The organism is Frankia sp. CeCAU1 (genome assembly GCF_977971845.1).
Window position 1 is genome coordinate 1 of sequence record NZ_CDWWXA010000096.1, and the last position, 19,237, is coordinate 19,237.

General features: G+C 70.4%; 13 protein-coding genes, 1 tRNA gene and 2 pseudogenes. 3 read left to right on the forward strand and 13 right to left on the reverse strand.

The genetic code is table 11. The annotated features are described in order from the left end of the window. Positions 1 to 88 precede the first annotated feature (88 nt). Positions 89 to 898 (forward strand): polysaccharide deacetylase family protein, encoded by an 810-nt coding sequence (locus AC08OO_RS16190; protein ID WP_476610582.1) that lies wholly within the window; start codon positions 89 to 91, stop codon positions 896 to 898. Here AC08OO_RS16190 and AC08OO_RS16195 read toward each other — a convergent pair. Beyond that, positions 883 to 2,454: an aldehyde dehydrogenase family protein gene (locus tag AC08OO_RS16195; RefSeq protein ID WP_476610592.1), complete on the reverse strand. Its 1,572-nt coding sequence runs from the start codon at positions 2,452 to 2,454 to the stop codon at positions 883 to 885. The genes AC08OO_RS16190 and AC08OO_RS16195 overlap by 16 nt on opposite strands. Positions 2,455 to 2,950: 496 nt before the next feature. Between AC08OO_RS16195 and AC08OO_RS16200 the strand changes: the two genes are divergently transcribed. Next, positions 2,951 to 3,667, forward strand: coding sequence for a response regulator (locus tag AC08OO_RS16200; protein WP_476608319.1), 717 nt, complete (start codon positions 2,951 to 2,953; stop codon positions 3,665 to 3,667). 77 nt (positions 3,668 to 3,744) lie between these two features. Here the strand turns inward: AC08OO_RS16200 and AC08OO_RS16205 are convergent. From AC08OO_RS16205 to AC08OO_RS16240, 8 genes and pseudogenes are all read right to left on the reverse strand, one after another. Beyond that, positions 3,745 to 3,820, reverse strand: a tRNA-His gene (locus AC08OO_RS16205). Positions 3,821 to 4,011: 191 nt separating this feature from the next. Further along, positions 4,012 to 4,716: an oligoribonuclease gene (orn, locus tag AC08OO_RS16210; RefSeq protein WP_476618714.1), complete on the reverse strand. Its 705-nt coding sequence runs from the start codon at positions 4,714 to 4,716 to the stop codon at positions 4,012 to 4,014. A 97-nt stretch (positions 4,717 to 4,813) separates the two neighbouring features. Further along, positions 4,814 to 5,308 (reverse strand): hypothetical protein, encoded by a 495-nt coding sequence (locus tag AC08OO_RS16215; RefSeq protein ID WP_476610584.1) that lies wholly within the window; start codon positions 5,306 to 5,308, stop codon positions 4,814 to 4,816. Positions 5,309 to 5,891: 583 nt separating this feature from the next. Beyond that, on the reverse strand, positions 5,892 to 6,029 hold the full coding sequence (locus AC08OO_RS16220; RefSeq protein ID WP_476610585.1) for a hypothetical protein: 138 nt from the start codon (positions 6,027 to 6,029) through the stop codon (positions 5,892 to 5,894). Continuing rightward, positions 6,028 to 6,189 (reverse strand): annotated as a pseudogene (locus tag AC08OO_RS16225) (S16 family serine protease); the annotation flags it as partial. The gene AC08OO_RS16220 and the pseudogene AC08OO_RS16225, both read right to left, overlap by 2 nt. 193 nt (positions 6,190 to 6,382) lie before the next feature. Next, positions 6,383 to 7,234, reverse strand: a complete 852-nt coding sequence (locus AC08OO_RS16230; protein WP_476610586.1) for a hypothetical protein — start codon at positions 7,232 to 7,234, stop codon at positions 6,383 to 6,385. 16 nt (positions 7,235 to 7,250) lie between these two features. Further along, positions 7,251 to 7,730 (reverse strand): glycine-rich domain-containing protein, encoded by a 480-nt coding sequence (locus AC08OO_RS16235; RefSeq protein WP_476610587.1) that lies wholly within the window; start codon positions 7,728 to 7,730, stop codon positions 7,251 to 7,253. Positions 7,731 to 8,684: 954 nt separating this feature from the next. Next, positions 8,685 to 8,939, reverse strand: a pseudogene (locus tag AC08OO_RS16240) (AAA family ATPase); the annotation flags it as partial. Positions 8,940 to 9,213: 274 nt separating this feature from the next. Here AC08OO_RS16240 and AC08OO_RS16245 point away from each other — a divergent pair. Next, complete coding sequence (locus tag AC08OO_RS16245; protein ID WP_476610588.1) at positions 9,214 to 10,182, forward strand: pirin family protein; 969 nt, start codon at positions 9,214 to 9,216, stop codon at positions 10,180 to 10,182. A gap of 75 nt (positions 10,183 to 10,257) precedes the next feature. Here the strand turns inward: AC08OO_RS16245 and nicT are convergent, their stop codons facing one another. The 4 genes from nicT to AC08OO_RS16265 all read right to left on the reverse strand — a co-directional run bounded on the left by nicT (position 10,258) and on the right by AC08OO_RS16265 (position 19,093). Next, positions 10,258 to 11,382, reverse strand: coding sequence for a Nickel transporter NicT (gene nicT / locus AC08OO_RS16250; RefSeq protein WP_476610593.1), 1,125 nt, complete (start codon positions 11,380 to 11,382; stop codon positions 10,258 to 10,260). Positions 11,383 to 11,593: 211 nt separating this feature from the next. Continuing rightward, complete coding sequence (locus AC08OO_RS16255) at positions 11,594 to 16,375, reverse strand: alpha-(1->3)-arabinofuranosyltransferase domain-containing protein (RefSeq protein ID WP_476610589.1); 4,782 nt, start codon at positions 16,373 to 16,375, stop codon at positions 11,594 to 11,596. Between the two features lie 13 nt (positions 16,376 to 16,388). Further along, positions 16,389 to 17,744, reverse strand: a complete 1,356-nt coding sequence (locus AC08OO_RS16260; protein ID WP_476610590.1) for a glycosyltransferase family 4 protein — start codon at positions 17,742 to 17,744, stop codon at positions 16,389 to 16,391. After that, positions 17,741 to 19,093: a hypothetical protein gene (locus tag AC08OO_RS16265; RefSeq protein WP_476610591.1), complete on the reverse strand. Its 1,353-nt coding sequence runs from the start codon at positions 19,091 to 19,093 to the stop codon at positions 17,741 to 17,743. Before AC08OO_RS16265 ends, AC08OO_RS16260 begins: the two co-directional genes overlap by 4 nt. Positions 19,094 to 19,237: the final 144 nt, after the last annotated feature.

The following is a 19,237-nucleotide window of genomic DNA, read 5'->3' on the forward strand; positions in this document are numbered from 1 at the left end:
GTACCCGGTGGCGGTGGGCTACCCGGTGGCGGCGGGCATGGGGGTGCCGGTCGGAAGGCGAGGCCGGATCTGTGGCAGAGTTTTTGCCATGACGCGGTCCGTTGCGACGCGCAGGCCCGCCATGGCACGCCGTGCCGCCGCCACGGCGTTGACCCTGGGCGGCGCGGCCGGGCTCACCTACGGCATTCCGTCGCTCACCACACTGCGTCGACTACGGCTGCGGTGGACGCCAGCGCTCGCAGGGCTCGGCGCGCCCGATCACGTTGCGCTCACCTTCGACGATGGTCCGGATCCCGTGTCCACGCCGCAGTTTCTCGACGTGCTCGCCGAACTCGACGTGCGGGCGACGTTCTTCGTCCTCGGTGGTCTGCTGGAACGCGCACCGACGTTGGCGCGGGAGATGGCCGCCGCCGGGCACGAGCTGGCCGTGCACGGCTGGGATCATCGCCCGATGCTGTTGCGCGGTCCCCGCTCCACGCACGACCATCTCGCCCGCACCCGGGACCTGGTCGTCGAGATCACCGGTCGCGCGCCGCGGTTCGTCCGGCCGCCGCACGGCATCCTCTCGGCCGGGCTGCTCGTCGCGGCCCGTCGCCTCGACCTCAGCCCCGTCCTGTGGTCGGCATGGGGACGCGACTGGACGGCCGAGGCGACGCCGGGCAGCGTGCTGGGCACCGTCGCCCCCGACCTGCGCGGGGGCGCCACGGTGCTGCTGCACGACTGTGACTGCACATCGGCCCCCGGGGCCTGGCGCAGCGCGCTCGGGGCTCTGCCCGGGATCGCCGCGCGCTGCGACGACGCCGGCCTGCGCCTTGGACCACTCGCCGAGCACGGCCTGCCGGCCTGGTCGAATCCTCCTTCTGGCAGGAGCGGCCGGGCAGGTCAGACGGCCGGGTAGAGGGAGTAGCCCGGGAAGTTGCCGACGAGCCGCTCGTCGGCGTCCGCGCCTACGGTGACGGCCCTGGCCAGATGGACACCGCCGACGAAGGCCCCCTTCCAGGAGGCGCCGCGGCCACCGAACGGCTCGTCCCGGTCGCCGCGGGAGCGCGGCTTGTTGACTCCAACCTTGAACGCCTGCAGCTCCCCGGCGAGCCGGCGGGCATGGGACTCGTCGTCGCAGGCCAGTGAGGCGACCAGCGCGCCGTTGGAGGCGTTCATCGCAGCCAGCAGCTCGGCCTCCGAGTCGACGACGACGATGGTGTCGACCGGGCCGAACGGCTCCGCGTGGTGCAGCGCGGACGACGCCGGCGGGCTCAGGATCGCCACCGGCGGCACATAGGCGGAGGTGTCCTGCCCGGGGATGAACCGGCCGTCCGCGAGGTCTCCGCGGTAGATCGGCACGCCGCCCTTCGTGATCGCCTCGTCGATCTTCGCGGCCAGCTCGGTCGCCTTGTCCGTGGTGATGACCGGGCCGTAGTCCAGTTCGGGCAGCGGGTCGGTGTCGTCGGCGACGGCGAGGGGATGGCCGAACCGGACGCCGGAGACCACCGGCAGGTACATCTGGAGGAACCTGTCGAACAGTTGGCGCTGGACGACGTAGCGGGGGTAGGCGGTGCAGCGCTGCTTGCCGTACTCGAAGCCCTTCTTCAGATGGGCGGCGAGCACGTCCCACTGGGAGAAGTCCCAGATACCCCAGGCGTTGAGGCCCTCCTGCTCTAGGAAGTGGCGCTTACCGGTGTCGACCAGGGCGGCGGCGACCTGGCCACCCGCCGACCGGCCGCCCACGAAGGCCAGGCAGCCGATCTCGGGGGCGCGGACCAGCGCCGAGCTCAGCCGGGAACCCGATCCGGAGACCAGCGAGACCGGCAGACCCTCTCGGCGGGCCAGTGCGCTCGCCAGGGTCAGGCAGGCGGCGCCGCCGTCGGTCGGGGTCTTGGCGATGGTGCCGTTGCCGGCGAGGATCTGGACGAGCACGGCATGCATGAGCACGCTCATCGGGTAGTTCCAGCTGGCGATGTTGCTCACCGGACCGGGTAGCGGGGTGCGCCCGGCGATCATGCCGTCGATCTCGTCGATGTACCAGCGCACCCCGTCGAGGGCACGGTCGACGTCGGTGCGCGCCAGTCGCCAGGGCTTGCCGATCTCCCAGACGAGCAGGAGAGCCAGCAGGTCGCGGTGGGCGTCCATGGCGTCGACGGCGGCGCGTACCCGGGCCTTGCGCTCGGGCAGCGCCACGTCGCGCCAGTGCTTGTGGTCGTCGAGAGCGGCCCGGATCGCATCCCGGGCCTCGTCCTGCTCGATCATCGGGGGCCCGGCGATCGGTGCGCCGTCGACGGGGGACAGGCTGTGCAGTGGATTTCCAGTTCGATGCCAGTGCCCGCCCCAGAGATTACGGAGGCGGTCCTCGTCGAACGCCTCGGGGGCAACCTGGCGGCAGGTGGTGAACGCCTCGGACCAGGTGGTACCCGGCTTAATGTGGAGTCGTGGCTGGGAGCTGCTGGATGCTGCGGCCATACCGGTGATATTGACGGTCATCCGCCGATCACGCCAGGCAAAGCGGCCCACTATTTCGAGGATTCTTAGATGACTGTATCAGAGTAATAACTCTCGGTAATTTCCTGCATAAACCGTCATGTGGTCACTCATCGCCCCCGCTTGATAGCCAATGATCTTGCTGCTGGTGCTGCTGGTGCTGCTGGTGCTGCTGGTGCTGCTGGTGCTGCTGGTGCTGCTGGCTTGTCGCGCTGGTCGCCGGGGTCGTTGCCAGGAGGAAACCGGGCGCGACTCGCCACGCGAACATGGTCCTATGCGGGTGGGTGGCAGCGTCCACCGCGTACTATTTCCGGCATGTCGGATGCGTTTATCGGGCAAGATGGTGGCACCACTTCGGCGCCGTCACGACCTCGGGTGTGTACTTCATCACGTAGAGTGGGTTGGTGTCCGAACCGCCTTTCGTTCGCGTCCGGGTTGCCGCCGCTCGGACCATTCGATCCTGATTCCCGGATGTGTGATGACGGCCAGTGTCGTGCCGCCGTCGGCCGCTGAAGCCGACTCCGTCGAGGGCTCCGCGCCGATCCGGGTCCTCGTAGTAGATGATCATGAGCTGTTCCTTCAGGGCCTGCAGACGGTCCTGGAGATCGAGGAGGACATCAGCGTCGTCGGCCGGGCCGGTAACGGTCAAGAGGCTCTGACCTTGGCCTCCGGGACATCGCCGGACATCGTCCTGATGGATGTCCGGATGCCGGGCCGGGACGGGATCGCCGCGGCGGGTGCCATCAAACGTGCTGTTCCGCGCACGCGTATCGTGATGCTCACGGTCTCGGACGAGGAGTCCGACCTGTTCGAGGCGATCAAGGCGGGTGCGGTCGGGTACCTGCTGAAGTCGATTCCGCCGCACGAGGTGGCCGACGCGGTGCGGGCTGTCCACAATGGGCAGAGCCTGATCAGTCCTTCGATGGCATCGAAGTTGATGGTCGAGTTCGCCACGATGGCCCGGGGTGCCGAGGACCGTCCTCGGGCGCACGCCCCGCACCTGACCGCGCGAGAACTCGAGGTACTGAAGCTGGTCGCTGAGGGGCGCGCGAACCGCGAGATTGCCCGCAAGCTGTTCATCAGTGAGAACACGGTCAAGAACCACGTTCGTAACATCCTGGACAAACTGCAGCTGCACTCGCGGATGGAGGCCGTGATGTACGCGGTTCGTCAGGGGCTGTTCGACATCGAGTGAGCCCGGCGGGGCCGCGCGGCTGCCACGGTGGGTCTCTGCCCGCCAACCCGCGGGGCCTGGTCGGCGGGATATTGCTCTGGGGTGGGTGACGGGACTTGAACCCGCGGCCACCGGGACCACAACCCGGTGCTCTACCAGCTGAGCTACACCCACCAGAACCTGGCTGCCATGCCGAAGGAGGAGACCCGGCCGGACCGGAGATTCTCCGACCGGTGCGAATCCGGAATATTCCGAATCCGGGACGTTCCACCCACGCCGCCTGACCAAGCGAAGCTATCGTACCGGTCCGCGCCACCGGATGGGCAAGGGGGTTACCCCGGTCATGCCCGCCGCGCTCTGCGAGATCACTGCCCGTTCAGGCGGGCGGTGGAAGGTCTCCCGTCCAGTCGCGCGGGTGAACCGGCCGGGTCGTCCGGTTGCGGGTGCTCGGAGCCTCCGGCGGTCAGGGCGGCCAGCGACGCATCGGCCTGGTCGCGGATCTCGGCGGCGATCGCGCGGGCCTGCTCGGTGCCCGGCCCCGGCTGGGGAACGAACACGGCCCGTCGGTAGTAGCGCAGCTCCTCGATGCTCTCCTGAATGTCCGCCAGGGCCCGGTGGCCGCCGTGTTTGACCGGAGCCGCGTAGTAGGCCCGCACGTACCAGCGGCGGGCGAGCTCCTTGATCGACGAAACGTCGATCATGCGGTAGTGCAGGTGAGCGTCCAGTGACGGCAGATAGCGTGCGAGGAAGGTGCGGTCCGTGGCGATCGAGTTGCCGCACAACGGGGCCTTGCGCACCTCGGGAATCCGGGTGCGGACGTAGTCGAGGAGCTGGCGCTCCGCGTCGTTGAGGGACAAGGTGGACGCCCGGACGGCGGCGGTCAGGCCCGAGGCCTCGTGCATCTCGCGGACGACCGGCTCCATGGTCTGCAGCGCCTCCTCCGGCGCCGAGATGACCAGGTCGATGCCCTCGTCGAGGATGTTGAGCTCACTGTCCGTGATCAAGCAGGCCACTTCCAGGAGTAGATCCGACGCGGCGTCCAGGCCGGTCATCTCGCAGTCGATCCACACCAGTCGATCCATCCCGCTGACACTATGGTCTGCGGTCGCCGTCGTCACGTGCACCCTCGGGTTCTCGTCGTATGGCTGAGTGCCCGCTCCGCCGAGATCATCCTACAGTCCCTGCTCCGTTACTGACGGTGAAGCTGATGGAGATCTGAGTGTTCCCGGCTCCGACCAGGATCGCGGTCAGGGTGTACAGCCCGTCCGGGACCTCGGAGGTCTGCCATCCGCCGGGATGCGGCGTGAACAGGTACGGCGGGCCTGGGAGATCCCGCCGGTACGGCCCGGTCGGTCCGTTCAGCACGTACGTCAGGGGGCCGGCGTAGCCCGTCGTCTCCACCCGGATGATGCGGAAGCCGGAGATGGTCGCGCCCTGGTGGATGCCGGCGAAGGTGAACGGTGCGACGGACATCGTCGACGACGGCGTGGGCATGGCGCCCGGGCCGGACCGGGATGGACGACCGTCGGGTGCGGGGGATGCCGCCGGGGTCGGACCGGACCGGGGTTCCTGGCTGTGATAGCCGAACACCAGGATCGGCATCAGGACCAGGGCAGCGAAGAACAGCGCAAGACCGACCCAACCCCGCCTGAGGGCATCCACGCTGACTGCGTCCCTCCGCCATGCCGCCCATGGGTTCGGGTCACTTTAATGGGCGGGAAGGTGATCGATTCCCGCGGCCTGGGACCGACCGGGATCGAAGCGCGCAGTCGGGCCGGGGGAGGGAGGAAGTGGGCCGACGGCGGGTTGACGGGCATGCCGGCCGCCGCGGCGTCGGATCGGCATGGGTTGTACGGATCGGCGCGGGAGGCGCAGCCGCTTGTCGATGCGGCTGCCGAGGGCAGAACGATCTAGCGGGCGCGCCTGCGCCGGCTGGGTGGCCGGTTCGGCGGATGGGCGGGCCCGCGATTGTCCCGCGGTCGCTGGCGCACCCCTTGCCGACTGAGCCCCAGGATGCGCTGCTGTGCGATGCGCTCCTGCCGAAGACAGCGACCACGATCCACGCCCCGACCGTAGCCGCCATCTGCGTCTTCCGCCTCCCTCGTCACATGGTGTTTACCTCGTCCCCGGCGTGTCGCTGGCTCTCGCTCACCATCCTCCCCGGCCTCTGGGCCGCCCCTGGTCGGTCTTCAGACGGCCGGTGACCCCTTGCCGGCGGGTGACTCTCAGGGCCGGCGGGTGACCCTCAGGCGGCCAGCGGCGTGGAGGAGCGCCCGCCGTGGCCCGTCCGGTCGGCGCGCCCGGTGGCGAAGGCTGGCTCCAAGGCCAGGTCCAGCACCTCCCGGACGTCGGTCACCAGGTGGACGGTGAGCGCGTCGCGCACCGGCGCCGGTCACCGCCAGGCCCGTCGCCACTCCCGGGAGGGCGGTGCGCTCCGCCGACTCCGGGGTGTGCCGCGGCCGGCCGATGTAGCCGGGCAGGTTCCCGGCATCGATCGTCATCGGCAGGGTGGCCTCGCCGAGCGCCACCCGGGCGACGATCTTGAGGCGGGTAGAGAAAAGTTGCGATGACCCCAGATGTGGCAGGGGACCCCAGCGAGGCCCGCATGCTCGGGGCTTCGCCGGGGTCCCAAGGGCCAGCCGGCGGAGGATTTGGAGTCAACCCCGCCGGCTGGGGCTCAGATGCACTGACCTCGAACCCGGGATCACGGGATCATCATGGCCATACAGGTCGTGGTCAGGTCAGGCGCCACGTGGCATAGCCACGCGCCAGGGCGGCTCGGTTCTGAGCGGCAAGGCTGTCCGACTGCGCCGCTCGCATGCTCCACAGTCCCGCCACGTGGCAGGCGAAGGCGGTCCGGTCCTCGTCGGTGCAGCCAGCCCAGCAGTCCAGCCCCGCCGCCCACTGCTCGGCCTGCTGGGGGGTATGCCCGGCGCCAATGAGACGGATCACCATGAACGCGGCGTCTACCCAGCCGGCACCCTGCGCCGGCCAGCCCCAGTCGACCACCCAGACACGGTCCTCTCTGATCATGAACTGGTGGGCATGAAGGTCGGTGTGAATCAGCCGGTTCCCGGCCACGGCGTCGACCACAGCGCCCGCGTGGACGGCCGCAGTGGCTACGTCCCAATCGGGGAAAACTCTAGCTGGAAGCGTTTTTAGATCCTCCCACCAACCCGTGTTGCGCCATCGATCGGAAAGCGAGCGCAGACCCTCGCCGGTCCGGCGGGAGATGTCGTTGACGACGTCCCGGACGCGGGGTAGGTCAGGAGAGCCGGGGATGAGGTCCGCTGGTTGGCCGGTCGCATGCTCGAAGCCAACCAGCAGCCAGTCATCGACCTGGCATGCGAACCGTGGACTCGGCGCGATTCCTGCGGCGAGGTGTCCGAACGTGTGCTCGTTACGGAGCCAGCGTGCTCGCCGGCCGCCGCCGTGGACGCCTTTGACGAACAGCCGCTGCTCACCCGCATCCACGACCGCGGCGAGGTCGCAGCCGTCCCCGACGTCCACCGAGTCGGCGGACGTGACGGGTCCGGTCTGCGCCTCAACCGCGTCGCGGACCTGCGTCGGCAGATCATTCCACTTCATGGGAAGTTCGACTCCGCTACTTGGGGACCCGGCTGCCCTTGTTTTCGTCGCCGTCCTTGCCGCTTGCCGAGCAGTTGCCCTCGTCGGAGCATGTGGAGCACGTCGCCCACAGTTCGTGGTCGACGGCGTACCCGGCCTGTTGCATCAGGGTGATCGTACGAGCGTGCCTGGCTGCGCTGATGCTGCGGTCGGGTGGCGCGTCGTCGGGCACGTGGTGGATGAAGTGGCCGGCGACCTGCCGGCAGAACAGCGTGTACTCCTTGGTGTGCAGCAGAAAGGTGTGCCAGCCAAGGTCGATGGTGTGGCTGGGCACATGCGGCGTGTCCGGGTCCTCGCCGCACGCGGCGAGGAAGGCCAGAGACTGGTCGATGATGCGCTCGGCGTATGGGCGCTCGACCAGGTGGTCCGCCGCGAGCCGGTTACACAACCGCTCGAAGAGTCTCGGCGTAACAAGATCTCGGCCTCTTCGGGTCGCGATGATCGTGGGCGTGGACATGGTGGGTTTCCTCTCGTCGGGGTCGAACCGCCAGCGACCAGGCCGGGTGGCCGCGACGGTTCCTGCTTCGTCGACCCGCCGGGAACGCGGCCTTCAACAGGACCGTTTTAACTGGCGGTCGACAGACTACGCAGCGAGTGGTGGTCGATTGTTCACGCCTGCGAACACGCCTGACGCACTGTTCACATCGGTGAACTCATCTGTAACCGTATGACCGACGTTCGTGGGGCTACTCTGAGCGTGTACACCCACACGTGTATTCCGGTCAGGAGAGGCGTCTGTGAACGACAGTCCGGAGGCACCGACCACCATCGGCGCGCGTATCCGTTCGTGTCGCCGTTACCGGGGCATGACCCTTGATTCCGCCGTCGGTGCTCGGTTCCGGACGTCGCCGCGCACAGTTCCTCACCGATTTCGGCCGAGGACTTGCCCAGTCGCGCGGCAAGGACAAACAAGCCCTCGCGGTACTCCGCGAAGCGGAACGGCTCGCGCCAGAGCTGGTCCGGACTCACCCGCTCGTGCGGGAGACTGTTGCCGTCATGCTCCAGCGTGCCAGAGCGAACGTCGGAGGACGTGATCTACGCGGACTGGCCTACCGAATGGGCATCGCTTGACATAGCCACGGGCCGGCGGGATGGAGGGGAGTGGTGGACCGTTGGCCACGTGGGAGCACGGGTTGTCGGATTCGTGTCCTGTTTTCGTGTGTTCGGGGTTTGTGGTCCGGCTGGGCCGGGTATGATGGGTTCGGGTCGGCGGGTCGGCGTTTCCGAGTGTTCCATCACGCCACATTTCCCCTGGGCCTTACTGGTACCGCCGCTGGGCGTATCCCGCCGGTCAGTAGCCCGCTCCCGAACGACACAGCGCCTGCCCGGTCTGGGTCAGTCCGTGGCGCTGCTGGGCGTATTCCCCCGCCTGGTGTGATTACTATACGTTGATGGTACCTTCGACATGTTAATGCTCCCGGAAGGTGTGGTTCTGCTCGGGGTCGAGGACCTCCAGCAGCGCCGCCGTCGGGTCCCCCCGGTAGTCGGCGCCCAGCTTGTCGACCTCGTCGAGCAGCACCACCGGATTCATTGAACCCGCCTCGCGGATCGCCCGGACGATGCGGCCGGGCAGCGCGCCGGCGTAGGTCCGCCGGTGACCGCGGATCTCCGCCTCGTCCCGCACACCGCCGAGGGCGACCCGGACGAACGACCGGCCCATGCCCTCCTGGACGTCGCGACGGATGGTCTCCGCGACGTCCAGTTCGGCCAGATGGTTCTTGGTCCACGCCAACTGAAGTCCTTTCGGCTTGCCGTTGTTCCCAGGGTTGATCGCTGATGGCGAACGCTTCCCGCTCGCGCCCTGATGATCAAAAAATTCGCGGGAAGGATCGAGGGTGGCCCGTGGTTGCGCGGGTTGGTAGTTGCATCTACAAGTAGAGGCGCCGGGATGAGCTGCTCGACCTGCTCGACCTGCGCCCTGAGCCCGCCAGGAGGACGACATGCCTGCCGTCACCGCCGATACCGTCCGTCTGCCGCGGCTGGCTGAGCCCGCGCTCGGCGAGGTCGACCGTCCGGTGCGGAGGATGACCACCGCGCCCACCGGGTTGGAGGGCGAGGGCTTCCCGGTGCGTCGGGCCTTCGCCGGAGCACGGCTCGCCGAGCTGGATCCGTTCATCCACATGGACGAGATGGGCGCCGTCGACTACGGGCCGGGCGAGCCCAAGGGAACCCCGTGGCATCCCCACCGCGGATTCGAGACCGTCACCTACATGATCGACGGAACCTTCCAGCACCAGGACTCGCACGGCGGCGGCGGCCTGATCGCAGACGGCGCCACCCAGTGGATGACCGCCGGCGCGGGCATCCTCCACATCGAGACGCCGCCGGAGGAGCTCGTCGTCAGCGGCGGCCTGTTCCACGGTGTCCAGCTCTGGGTGAACCTCCCGGCGAAGGACAAGTTCTCCCCGCCGCGGTACCAGAACCTCGAGGGTGGCCAGGTCTGCCTGGTGTCCTCACCGGACGGCGGTGCCCTGCTGCGGGTCATCGCCGGTGACACCGGGGGCCACCGGGGCCCGGGTGCCACGCATACCCCGATCTCCGTCGTCCACGCGACGCTGACCCCCGGCGCGGCGGTGCACGTGCCGTGGAACCCCGAGTTCAACGCCCTCGCCTACGTCCTCGGTGGCCGGGGGACGGTGGGCCCGGACGCCACGGCGATCCGGGCCGGTCAGCTTGCGGTCTTCGGAACGGGGGATCTGCTCGGTGTCACCGCGGACGACCGGCAGGACGCGTCCTCGCCGAACCTCGAGGTCCTGCTGCTGGGCGGTCGGCCGATCCGGGAACACGTCGAGGTGTACGGCCCGTTCGTCATGAACACCCGGGCCGAACTGCGCCAGGCCGTCGAGGACTATCAGGCCGGCCGGCTCGGGGTCATTCCGGCGAACGCACTTATGCCGCATCGCGTCTGAACCCGACGACATTCCGGGGTTCGGGCAGCCGCCGGGCCCGTGCTGTCGGTGCTCCCCGAACCGGACGCCAGGCGGTCAGTCGGTGGGTTCGACCCGGCCGTCCTCGGGCCGGCCCGTCGCCCACCTCTCCTCAATGCGGCCGTACTTCCAGACCAGCAGAGCGGCGGCCCAGGTGGCGACGAACAGGCCGACGACGAAGTAGCCGATGACGTTGAGATCCAGACCCGCGATCCAGCCCCAGAACTCGCCGGTGAGATGTGCCTTCTCGGCGAGGATGCCGAGCAGTTCGACGCTGCCGATGAGGAACGCGACCGCGACGGACAGCCCGGTAATGGTGATGTTGTAGTAGAGCTTGCGGACCGGTTGGGAGAAGGCCCAGGCATAGGCGAAGTTCATGAACGAGCCGTCGATGGTGTCGAGCAGGCTCATGCCGGCGGCGAACAGGATCGGCAGGACGAGGACGGTGTACCAGGGCAGGCCGGCCCCGGCGGCGCCGGCGGCGAGGAGGAGCAGGGCGACCTCGGTGGCGGTGTCGAAGCCGAGACCGAACAGCACGCCGAGCGGGTACATCTGCCAGGGTCGGGTGACCGCCCTGGTGAAGCGGCCGAGGACGCGGTTCATCAGCCCGCGGGAGTTCAGCTGCTCTTCCAGGCCGGCCTCGTCGTACCCGCCGCGGCGCATGTCCCGGAAGACCCTGATGATGCCGAGGAGAATGCCGAGGTTGAGCGCGGCGATGGCGTAGAGAAAGCCGCCGGAGACGGCGGCGCCGATCCAGGTGGTGATGTCGTGCAGGGTCGAGCCGTCGGCTTCGATCTGCCCGGCCAGGGAGCGGACGCCCACGCTGAACAGCAGCATCAGGGCGAACACAATCGTGGAGTGGCCGAGGGAGAAGAAGAAGCCGACGGACAGTGGGCGCTGACCGTCGGTCATGAGTTTGCGGGTGGTGTTGTCGATCGCGGCGATGTGGTCGGCGTCGAAGGCGTGGCGCAGGCCGAGGACGTAGGCGGTGACTCCGAGACCGACCCCGAAGACCTGGCCGTCGGCGCCGAAGCGGTAGTGGTGCGGCGCGATGATTGCCGTGAGCGTCACCCAGCCGATCACGTGTAGCCCGACGATGACCGCGGCCATGCCGCCGACACGCGCCCACTCCCGGCGGTCGAGCGCCCCGCGGACCCGGGTGGGAAGGCCTCCCCTCGGCATGGTGCCGGCCTGCGCGACCATGGCGGGTCTCCCCTCGCGGTGCACGCCGACGTGGACGGGGAAGTTTTTGTGCGGCGGGCAGAGGAACGATAACCAGATCATGGATGCTTCTGCAACTAAGTTGCAGAAGCATCCATGATGCGGAGCTTTGCCGCCGCCGCCGCCGCGAGCCGCGGCCCCCGGTCGCTGGGCATCTCCGGTCGCCCGACCTTCAGCGGCCCGGAGGCTCCTCCCCCGGGCCCGTCCGGGGAGACGGCGGGCTCGGCTGCCCCGCCGCGCGCCGTCGTTGCAGCTGGGCGACGAGCTGGTCGCTCGCCAGCAGCAGCACCGTGAGCCAGGAGACCGTCGCCACCTTCCCGAACGCGGCGACCCAGTCTCCGTCCGTCGGCAGCGCATGCCGGGCCTGCACCTGCAGCACGTACAGGGCGCTGACGCCCAGGCAGACCACCGGGCCGACGCGGGTCAGCAGCCGGCCGCGGGGCACGAGCAGCGCCACGGCCGTCGCCAAGGCGACGATGACCCCCGCTACCGGAGAGACCAGCACCGCCGAGAGCAGACCGATCCCCAACACGGCGAGCACGGTGGTGCGCGGGCCGACACGCCCCGCCCGGACGGACCACGGCTCGACTGTCGGCAGATCCGGCTCCGGTGCCCGGGACGACCGCGTGGCCACAGTCGCGCGGGCTCGGCGGGTGTAGAAGATCACCAGTGCTAGGGAGAGCAGCACCGTCACCGCGGACAGCGCCAGGGCGAACCACACGATCCGTTGTGGGGTCCAGGTCAGCGTGACGGTGAACCCGGCGGCCGTCGGGGTGATCCGCCAGCCGTTCGCGTAGCCGTCCACCAGCCTGGGGGTGCCCAGGTCGGCGCCGCCCACGGTCGCCTTCCAACCCGGGGAGAGGCTCTCCGCGAGCACCAGCCAGAACGGGGTACCGGGCCGCGCCCCCGTCACGTCGACGGTGAAGGATGTGTCGCCGGCCGATCGGACCGTCACCCGTGGCGTGGCGGCCGACGTCGTTCCGGTGGTGCCCGCCGTTCCCGTGGTGCCCGTCGCGGCCGGTGGGGTCCCGGCGGGGGAGACGGCGGAGGCGGCGCCGGTCGCGTCCAGCCACGGGCCGCCGCCGACGTCCGAGGCCAGCAGCAGGCGATCGAGATCGATGCCGGCGAGGGCCCCGTCGGCGGTCCGGATCACGTGCTCCCCCGGGCCGAGGGTGACCGGCTGGCCGCAGGTGGCGACGGTCAACCCGAGCCGGTTGACCGCGTCGGCGGTGCCCCCGGTGACCTGCACCCCCACCGGCTGACCGTCGATGCTCAGCAGGTCGGTCCGGCAGGGCGCGGGGATCTGGGCCGGCAACAGCCCCGTCGCGGTGCTCCCTGCCGTGCCCGCCGTGCCTGCCGTACCCGCCGTACCCGCCGTGCCTGCCGTGGGCTGACCGGTGCCTGCGGCGCCGGTCGCGAGGCCGGGTATCCCGATCTCGGCGAGGCCCACCGGCATCGCCAGCGGCGAGCGGCTGATGGGGTCGGTGCTGGTGACGGTCCGGGCATCGTCGATGACGAACTTCCACGTGCTGCCGGTGACGGCCGGGAAGGTGAGGGTCACCTCGCGGGTGCCCCCGCGCGCCGAGGTGTCGGTGACCGCAGGCACGGTCACCGCGCCGACCCGCTGGCCGTCGACCTCGATCCCGATGCGGGTCGGGATCGAGTGCCGACCGTCGGCGACGATCGACATCGTCATCGACGAGACCGTCAACGGGGTCGGCGAGGCGGCCTGGATCCAGCTGCCTCGCGGGTTGCCGATGCCCGGGCTCCACGCGGTGGCCGGGTTTCCGTCGAAGGCGCTCGACGCCCGCGCGGCGAGCGATCCCGGCAGCCGGCCGGAGGAGGTCACCACCGGGAGGGTGGCCGGGCGGCCCAGCACCTGGTCGACGCGATCGTCGGGGGAGTAGGCGGAGACGCGGGCGGTGCCGGTGAGCGCGAACGTCCGGGCCGTCGGCAGGGAGAACGACCGGCTGATGACCGACTCGGTGTCCTGCTTGAACGGTTCCGACGGGTTGGCCCGGTCCCGGGACACCTCCAGTGCCAGCCGGTGGCCGAGGGAGGCGGCACCGGCGGCGTCGAGGCTGTCACTCGGCATCCGCAGCACCTCCTCGGCCGTCAGCGGTGCCCCGTTTGCTTCGGGGATGGCGACCTCGGCGAACCCGACCGCGGAGACGTTGTCGTAGCTGCGCTGCCGGCCGGTGTTCGTCGCGTCGATGTGGATGCGTAACGTCCGGAAGGCCCGGGTGGGGAAGCGCACGACCTGCCCGGCGGCGGTGCGGGAGGCGTCGGTGAGCGCGACGGTCACCGGGGAGCCGCCGTCGAAGGTCAGCGTCGCCCGGGTGATCCACCGGTTGCGCGGCCCGGTCAGCGGCTGGACGAGGCGGATCTGGTTCGTCGTCGTCGGCTCGGCCAGCGTGGTCTGCCAGGCCTCCCCGGTCGGGTCGGTGAAGGCGCCGACCCGCCACGCGGTGCCCGGGTCGCCGTCGATCGCGCGGACCGGTCGGTCGGATGCCCCGTAGGAGAAGCTGTTCCCGTAGCTGGTGGCGGTCACCTCGGCGATCTTCGCCGGGGATCCCGGGGCGTGCAGGGTGGCGGTGGTCTCGCTGGTGACGTTCTGATCGGGGAACAGCGGCAGCCGGTTGTCGTTCGGGTCCTTCGCCAGCGGCCTGACCCCGGGTTGCTCGACGTAGCCGAAGTTCTCCCGGATGCCCGTCCACCGTTCGGCGCGCCGTCGGTTGGTGTCGGTGACGAGTAGGTCCGCACCGTCGTCGAGGGCTTGGCGCATCGCGGTGGGATCGGTGGCGAGTTCCGGGGCGTAGAGGATCGCCCGCCCGTCGGCGATCGGCTCGGCGAGCAGGCCGGAGGCCGCCGCGTCCACCAGCGCCTCCCCGTTGCCGCTGACGAGCAGGGGCCGCGCGGTGGTGGCGGTGCGCACGATCGGCTGCGCGCCGCTGACCGGGAAGACGGCCAGCGCAGGCGGATCGGGCACCGACGGGTCGGTGCCGAGGGTGACCTCGTCGGTGAACGGGATGCCGGGATCCTCGGCAACCGGCGGTCCGAAGGTCTGTGGTACACCCAGCCCGTCCGGTCTGTTCGAGGTGAACAGGTTCCAGGTGGCCCGGGGGCGCGGGGTCCGGTACCGCTCGTAGGCGAGGTTGCTGCGCAGCACCACGTCGCCTACGCCCATCAGCCGGGCGAGGTCCGGCAGGGCGGAGGTCTCGAACACCCCCTCCTGCAGCCGGCGGTCCAGCGAGCGGACCAGGTCGACGCTGCCCGCCTCGCCGTAGGGGATGAGTTCCCGCATGACCAGCGGACGGTCCATCAGCCCCTCGGTGACCGGGTCGAGGGTGCTTCCCCAGCGGTAGTGGGAGAAGTCGGCACCGGGAAGCTCCAGCACCCGGGTGCCGTTGTTCCTGGTGTCCAGGGCGCGCGCGAGTTCGGTCTCGTAGGCGGGGATGTGCTCGGGGCGTTCGAGTAACGGCTCGACGAACTCGCCGCGGAACAGCGGTGACATGTCGAGGGCCAGCAACAGCAGGACCACCCCGGTGGCGAGCGGCGGAACCAGCCGTCGGCGCCGGCCCGACCGGACCGGCCGTCCACCGGGGGCAGCCGTAGCGGTCGGACCGGCCGCCGCGTATCGCTCCCAGAGCGCTGCGAGCCCGCCCGCGAGCAGCACCGACATGCCCAGCGCCACCATGGGGACCGCCCGGGGCAGCGAACGCAGCGCGAGACCGGCCGTCGATCCCTCGGCGAAGTCCTTGAACAGCCGTCCCCAGGGAGAGGGATCGTCGTACGGGTAGACGCCGACGGCGATCGTGGTGCCCAGCAGGACCAGCGCGACGAAGTAGCCGCGCTGGCCCCAGCGGATGGCCGAGGCGCCGATCAGGGCGAGGATGGGTATGGTGAAGCTGACCGCGATCAGCCAGATACTCTGGGTGTAGTGGGTGGCCGGCCCGATCCACGGACCGAGCGCGTCCTGCCCATAGAAGAACCAGTTGCCCAGGCCCCGCAGCACCTCGGAGGCCTGCGAGCTGCTGGCGACCGTCTCGATCGTCTCGGTGAAGGCGAGGACGTTGAGGCCATAACCGGCCTGGGTGTAGAGCCCCGCGATCCACCACGCCGACGTGGCGAGGACGACCAGCACCGCACGGGTGCACATACTCACGGCGGCGCCGAGTCGGACCTCGCGGGTACCCCAGACGGCGAACGGTATCCACAGCAGTGGGGCGAACAGGATGAAGATCAGGCTGGAGGCGTTGATGCTGCCGATCGTCGTGACCACGAGGGCGAAGGCGGCGGGGAAGCGCCATCCGGCGGGACGCCAGCCGGCCCGGCCGGGCTCCGCCTCGCGCAACCCGCGCACTGTGATGCCGATCAGCCAGCCCAGTCCGGCGTAGGGCAGCAGGATCGCCGAGATCCGCGCCTCGTATTCCAGGATGTAGGGCGAGAGCATGTAGCCGAACGCGGCGACGAACGCGAAGCGGTCGGGCCAGCGCAACGAGCGGAGCAAGAACAGCACGCCGGTGCCGGCGCCGAACAGGATGGAGCCCGTCCACAGCCGCTGCGCGACCCAGTCGGGCAGGCCGACGAGATCCAGCAGCCAGTAGAAGGCGCCCTGCGGAAACAGATAGCCGATGTTCTGATGGGTGACGGTGCCCATGCCGATGCCGGGGTCCCACATGGAGACCGCCCGGCGCAGCATCCGGCTCGGATCGAGGTAGAGGTATGCCTTGGTGTCGGCGCCGATCTTTCCCGGTGCCGTCGCCAGCAGCGGCAGATACGCCACGGCGGCCAGCACCAGGGTCGGCCAGGAGGGCGGTCGCCGCCGGCGGCGGATCGCCGCCGAGGCCGGACCGGACTCGGCGTGACCGGAGTCGGGGCGATCGGACTCGGCGTGACCGGACTCGGGGCGATCGGACGAGGCCGGACCGGAGGGCGACGTGGTCACGGTCACCGGATCACCGCAGTCACCGGTGCGGCCCAACCAGGTCCGCGGCCCGGGCCGCGCTGGAGCGGCGGCCTTGATGCCGGGCCGCCTCCCGGACGAGCGCCGCGAACGTCGAGCGAGCCGTGTGCGCCCAGGTGAAGGTCGCCGCATGCGCCAGCGCCCCGGCGGACAGGCGGGCGCGCAGATCGTGATCGGTCAGCACGCCGGCCAGTGTCTTGCCCAGGTCGGCCGGATCCTCCACCAACACGCCGGTCTCGCCGTCGACGACCGCGTCGGTGTGTCCGGCGATCTTCGTCGCGACCGACGGCGTGCCGCAGGCGGCGGCCTCGGTGATCGTCATGCCCCAGCCTTCACGGGCCGAGGCCGAGGCCAGCACCCAGGCGCGCCGATACAGCGTCAGCAGGGCGTCGTCGTCGACCCGCCCGACGAGGCGCAGCCAGCCGCCGGCTCCGGCAGCGGAGATCCGCTTCTCCAGCTCCACCCGCTCGTAGCCCTCGCCGACGATGACCGCCTCCATCGTCGGATGTTCGTCGTGGGCGTGGACGAGCCCGTCGATGAGGACGTCGAACCGTTTCACCGGCACCAGACGCCCGACAGCGAGGACGAGCGGATGCGGCGAGCGTTCGCCGGCGGGGGAGAAGGACGGGTCGATGCCCGGCGGCACGACCGAGATGTTGCGCGGCGGAAGGCCGAGCAGTTCGATGATCTCGTGCCGGGACGACGGGGACAGCGTCAGGATGCGCGTACGCCGGTACAGCGGTGGCGCGATCTTGAATTCGACGGTCTCGCCGATCCTGGCCAGCTTCGGGGACAGCACCATCCGCCACATCTCGGCATGCACGTGGTGCAGGAACACCACCCGGGGGCAGCGGGCCCAGACCGGAGAGAAGAACGGCATCCCGTTCCAGATCTCGACCAGGCCGTCCCAGGGCCCGCCGCGGCCCAGCGCGCCGGACACCGCCGTGCGCGGGAAGACCGAGTACCGGCCCGCCTTGCGGACCACCGTGTAGCCGTTGCGGTGGACGGACTCCGGATGGCCGGACGCCACGGCCGTGCGCAGGCTCACGTCGATGCCGGCCTGCGCCCACAGCTCCGCGACCTTGTCGGCGTGCAGCTCCGACCCGCCCGACTCGGGGTCGTCGAGGTCACGCCAGGCCAGCATGTGCACGCGGCGCAGCCCCGAAGTCTCGACCAGCTCGGCAAGGGAGGGCCGGCGCGGCGCGGCCTCGATCCCGGGCGCTCCCACCTGCGCGGCCAAGAGGCCCGGCGGGACCGGGACGGCAGGCGGGACCGGGACGGCCGGCGGCACGACGAGGCCCGCGGGGGTCGGCGGGATCGTCGCGCCGGGGCCGCGCCGATTGCTCGCGGCGCTCATGCCCGAGCCGTCCGACGGGCGGCGGCGAGCACCGACAGGCCGGTGACGATGGCCAGCACGGCCTGGCAGGCGAGGTCGGCGCGGGCGGTGCTCGTCGGTGATCCGTCCGCCCACAGCATGAGGGGGATGGTTGCGGCGGCGGCCAGCCCCAGAGCCAGCAGTACGCCTCGCTCGCCGAGAGCGAGCAGGTAGTGGGTGAACAGCACGGTAGCTCCGAGACAGGTCATCGCTGCGGCCAAGGGGAGAAGCGCGCCGGAGGCATCGGTGAAGCGAGGGCCGAAGGCCAGGGAGAGAAGTGTGTCGGGTGCGAGGAGAGCGGCGGAGAGCAGCCCCAGCGCGGGGACGAGGAGTATCGCTAGCGTTGCTCCGAGTTGATGGAGGGCGTGCTGTCCGAGATGTCGTCGATCGGCGGCCTCCGGCAGCAGGAAGCCGGCCAGCACGACCGCCGCCAGTACGAGCACCTTGCTGGCCACCGAGACGGCCGCGTAAGAGCCCGACCGGTCGGGGGCGAGCCGGCCCTGCATGAGGACGTCGATGTTCTGCAGGAGGCCGAGCATCGCCAGCGCGACGAGAGCGGCGCCGACCTCGACGGCCAGCCGGGCCGTGGGCGCCGCGGGCGAGCCCGGCTCGGGCGACGTTCCCACGACCGCGTCCGGGTGGCTGCGCAGCGTGGACCGCGTGTGGGCGAGGGCGGCCAGCACACCGAGCAGGACGGCGATCGCCGCGCCGGTCTCGTCCAGACCGGCGAGCACCAACCCGATCGTGAACACCGTCTTCACCGCGGCGTCGACGAGCAGGTTGGCGGCCAGCGCCGGATAGAGCCGGCCGCACTGCAGCAACCCCCGGTCGACGCAGAGCAGACACCAGGCGGCACCGGCGGTCACGATCTCGGCGACGCCGCCGGGACCGGGCAGCGACAGTTCGTGGGCCACGAAGCCCCGAGCGGCCACCGCGAGCATGGCGACGACCAGCACGAGCGCGACCCCGACCCGGCGGACCCGGCGGACCCACTGCGCCACCAGGTCCAACTGCCCGCTGTGCTGCCAGGTAGTGATCCGCCGGACCACCCCCACGAGCAGGGCGCTGCCCGGCATGGACACGATGAAGAAGATCGCGATCAGTTGGGCGACCGCGCCGTAGGATCGGGTACTCAGCGCGCGTGCGATGATCAGCGTGACGCCCATGTTGGCGAGGTTGGCGAGCAGGCCGGCCAGCGCCAGCGGGATGGCGCCGCGCACCGCCCCCCGCAGCCGGGTGCCCCGGGTCTGTTTCAGGCGTTTACGCAGCGTCCAGCCGTCGGCCGCGATCGCGGCCGACGCGCCGCCCGGCTGGGCGGTATTGCGCTTCATGCGGAGTCCTCCCCGACGACATACGCAGGGGTACTCCCCGCCCCGCGCAACGGAATGCCCGCGTGGGGCCGGTTCACCCGCGCCGGGGTGGTCGGTCGCCTGGTACGTCCAGGAACGGTGCTCAACGGATTGTCAGTGCCTTGT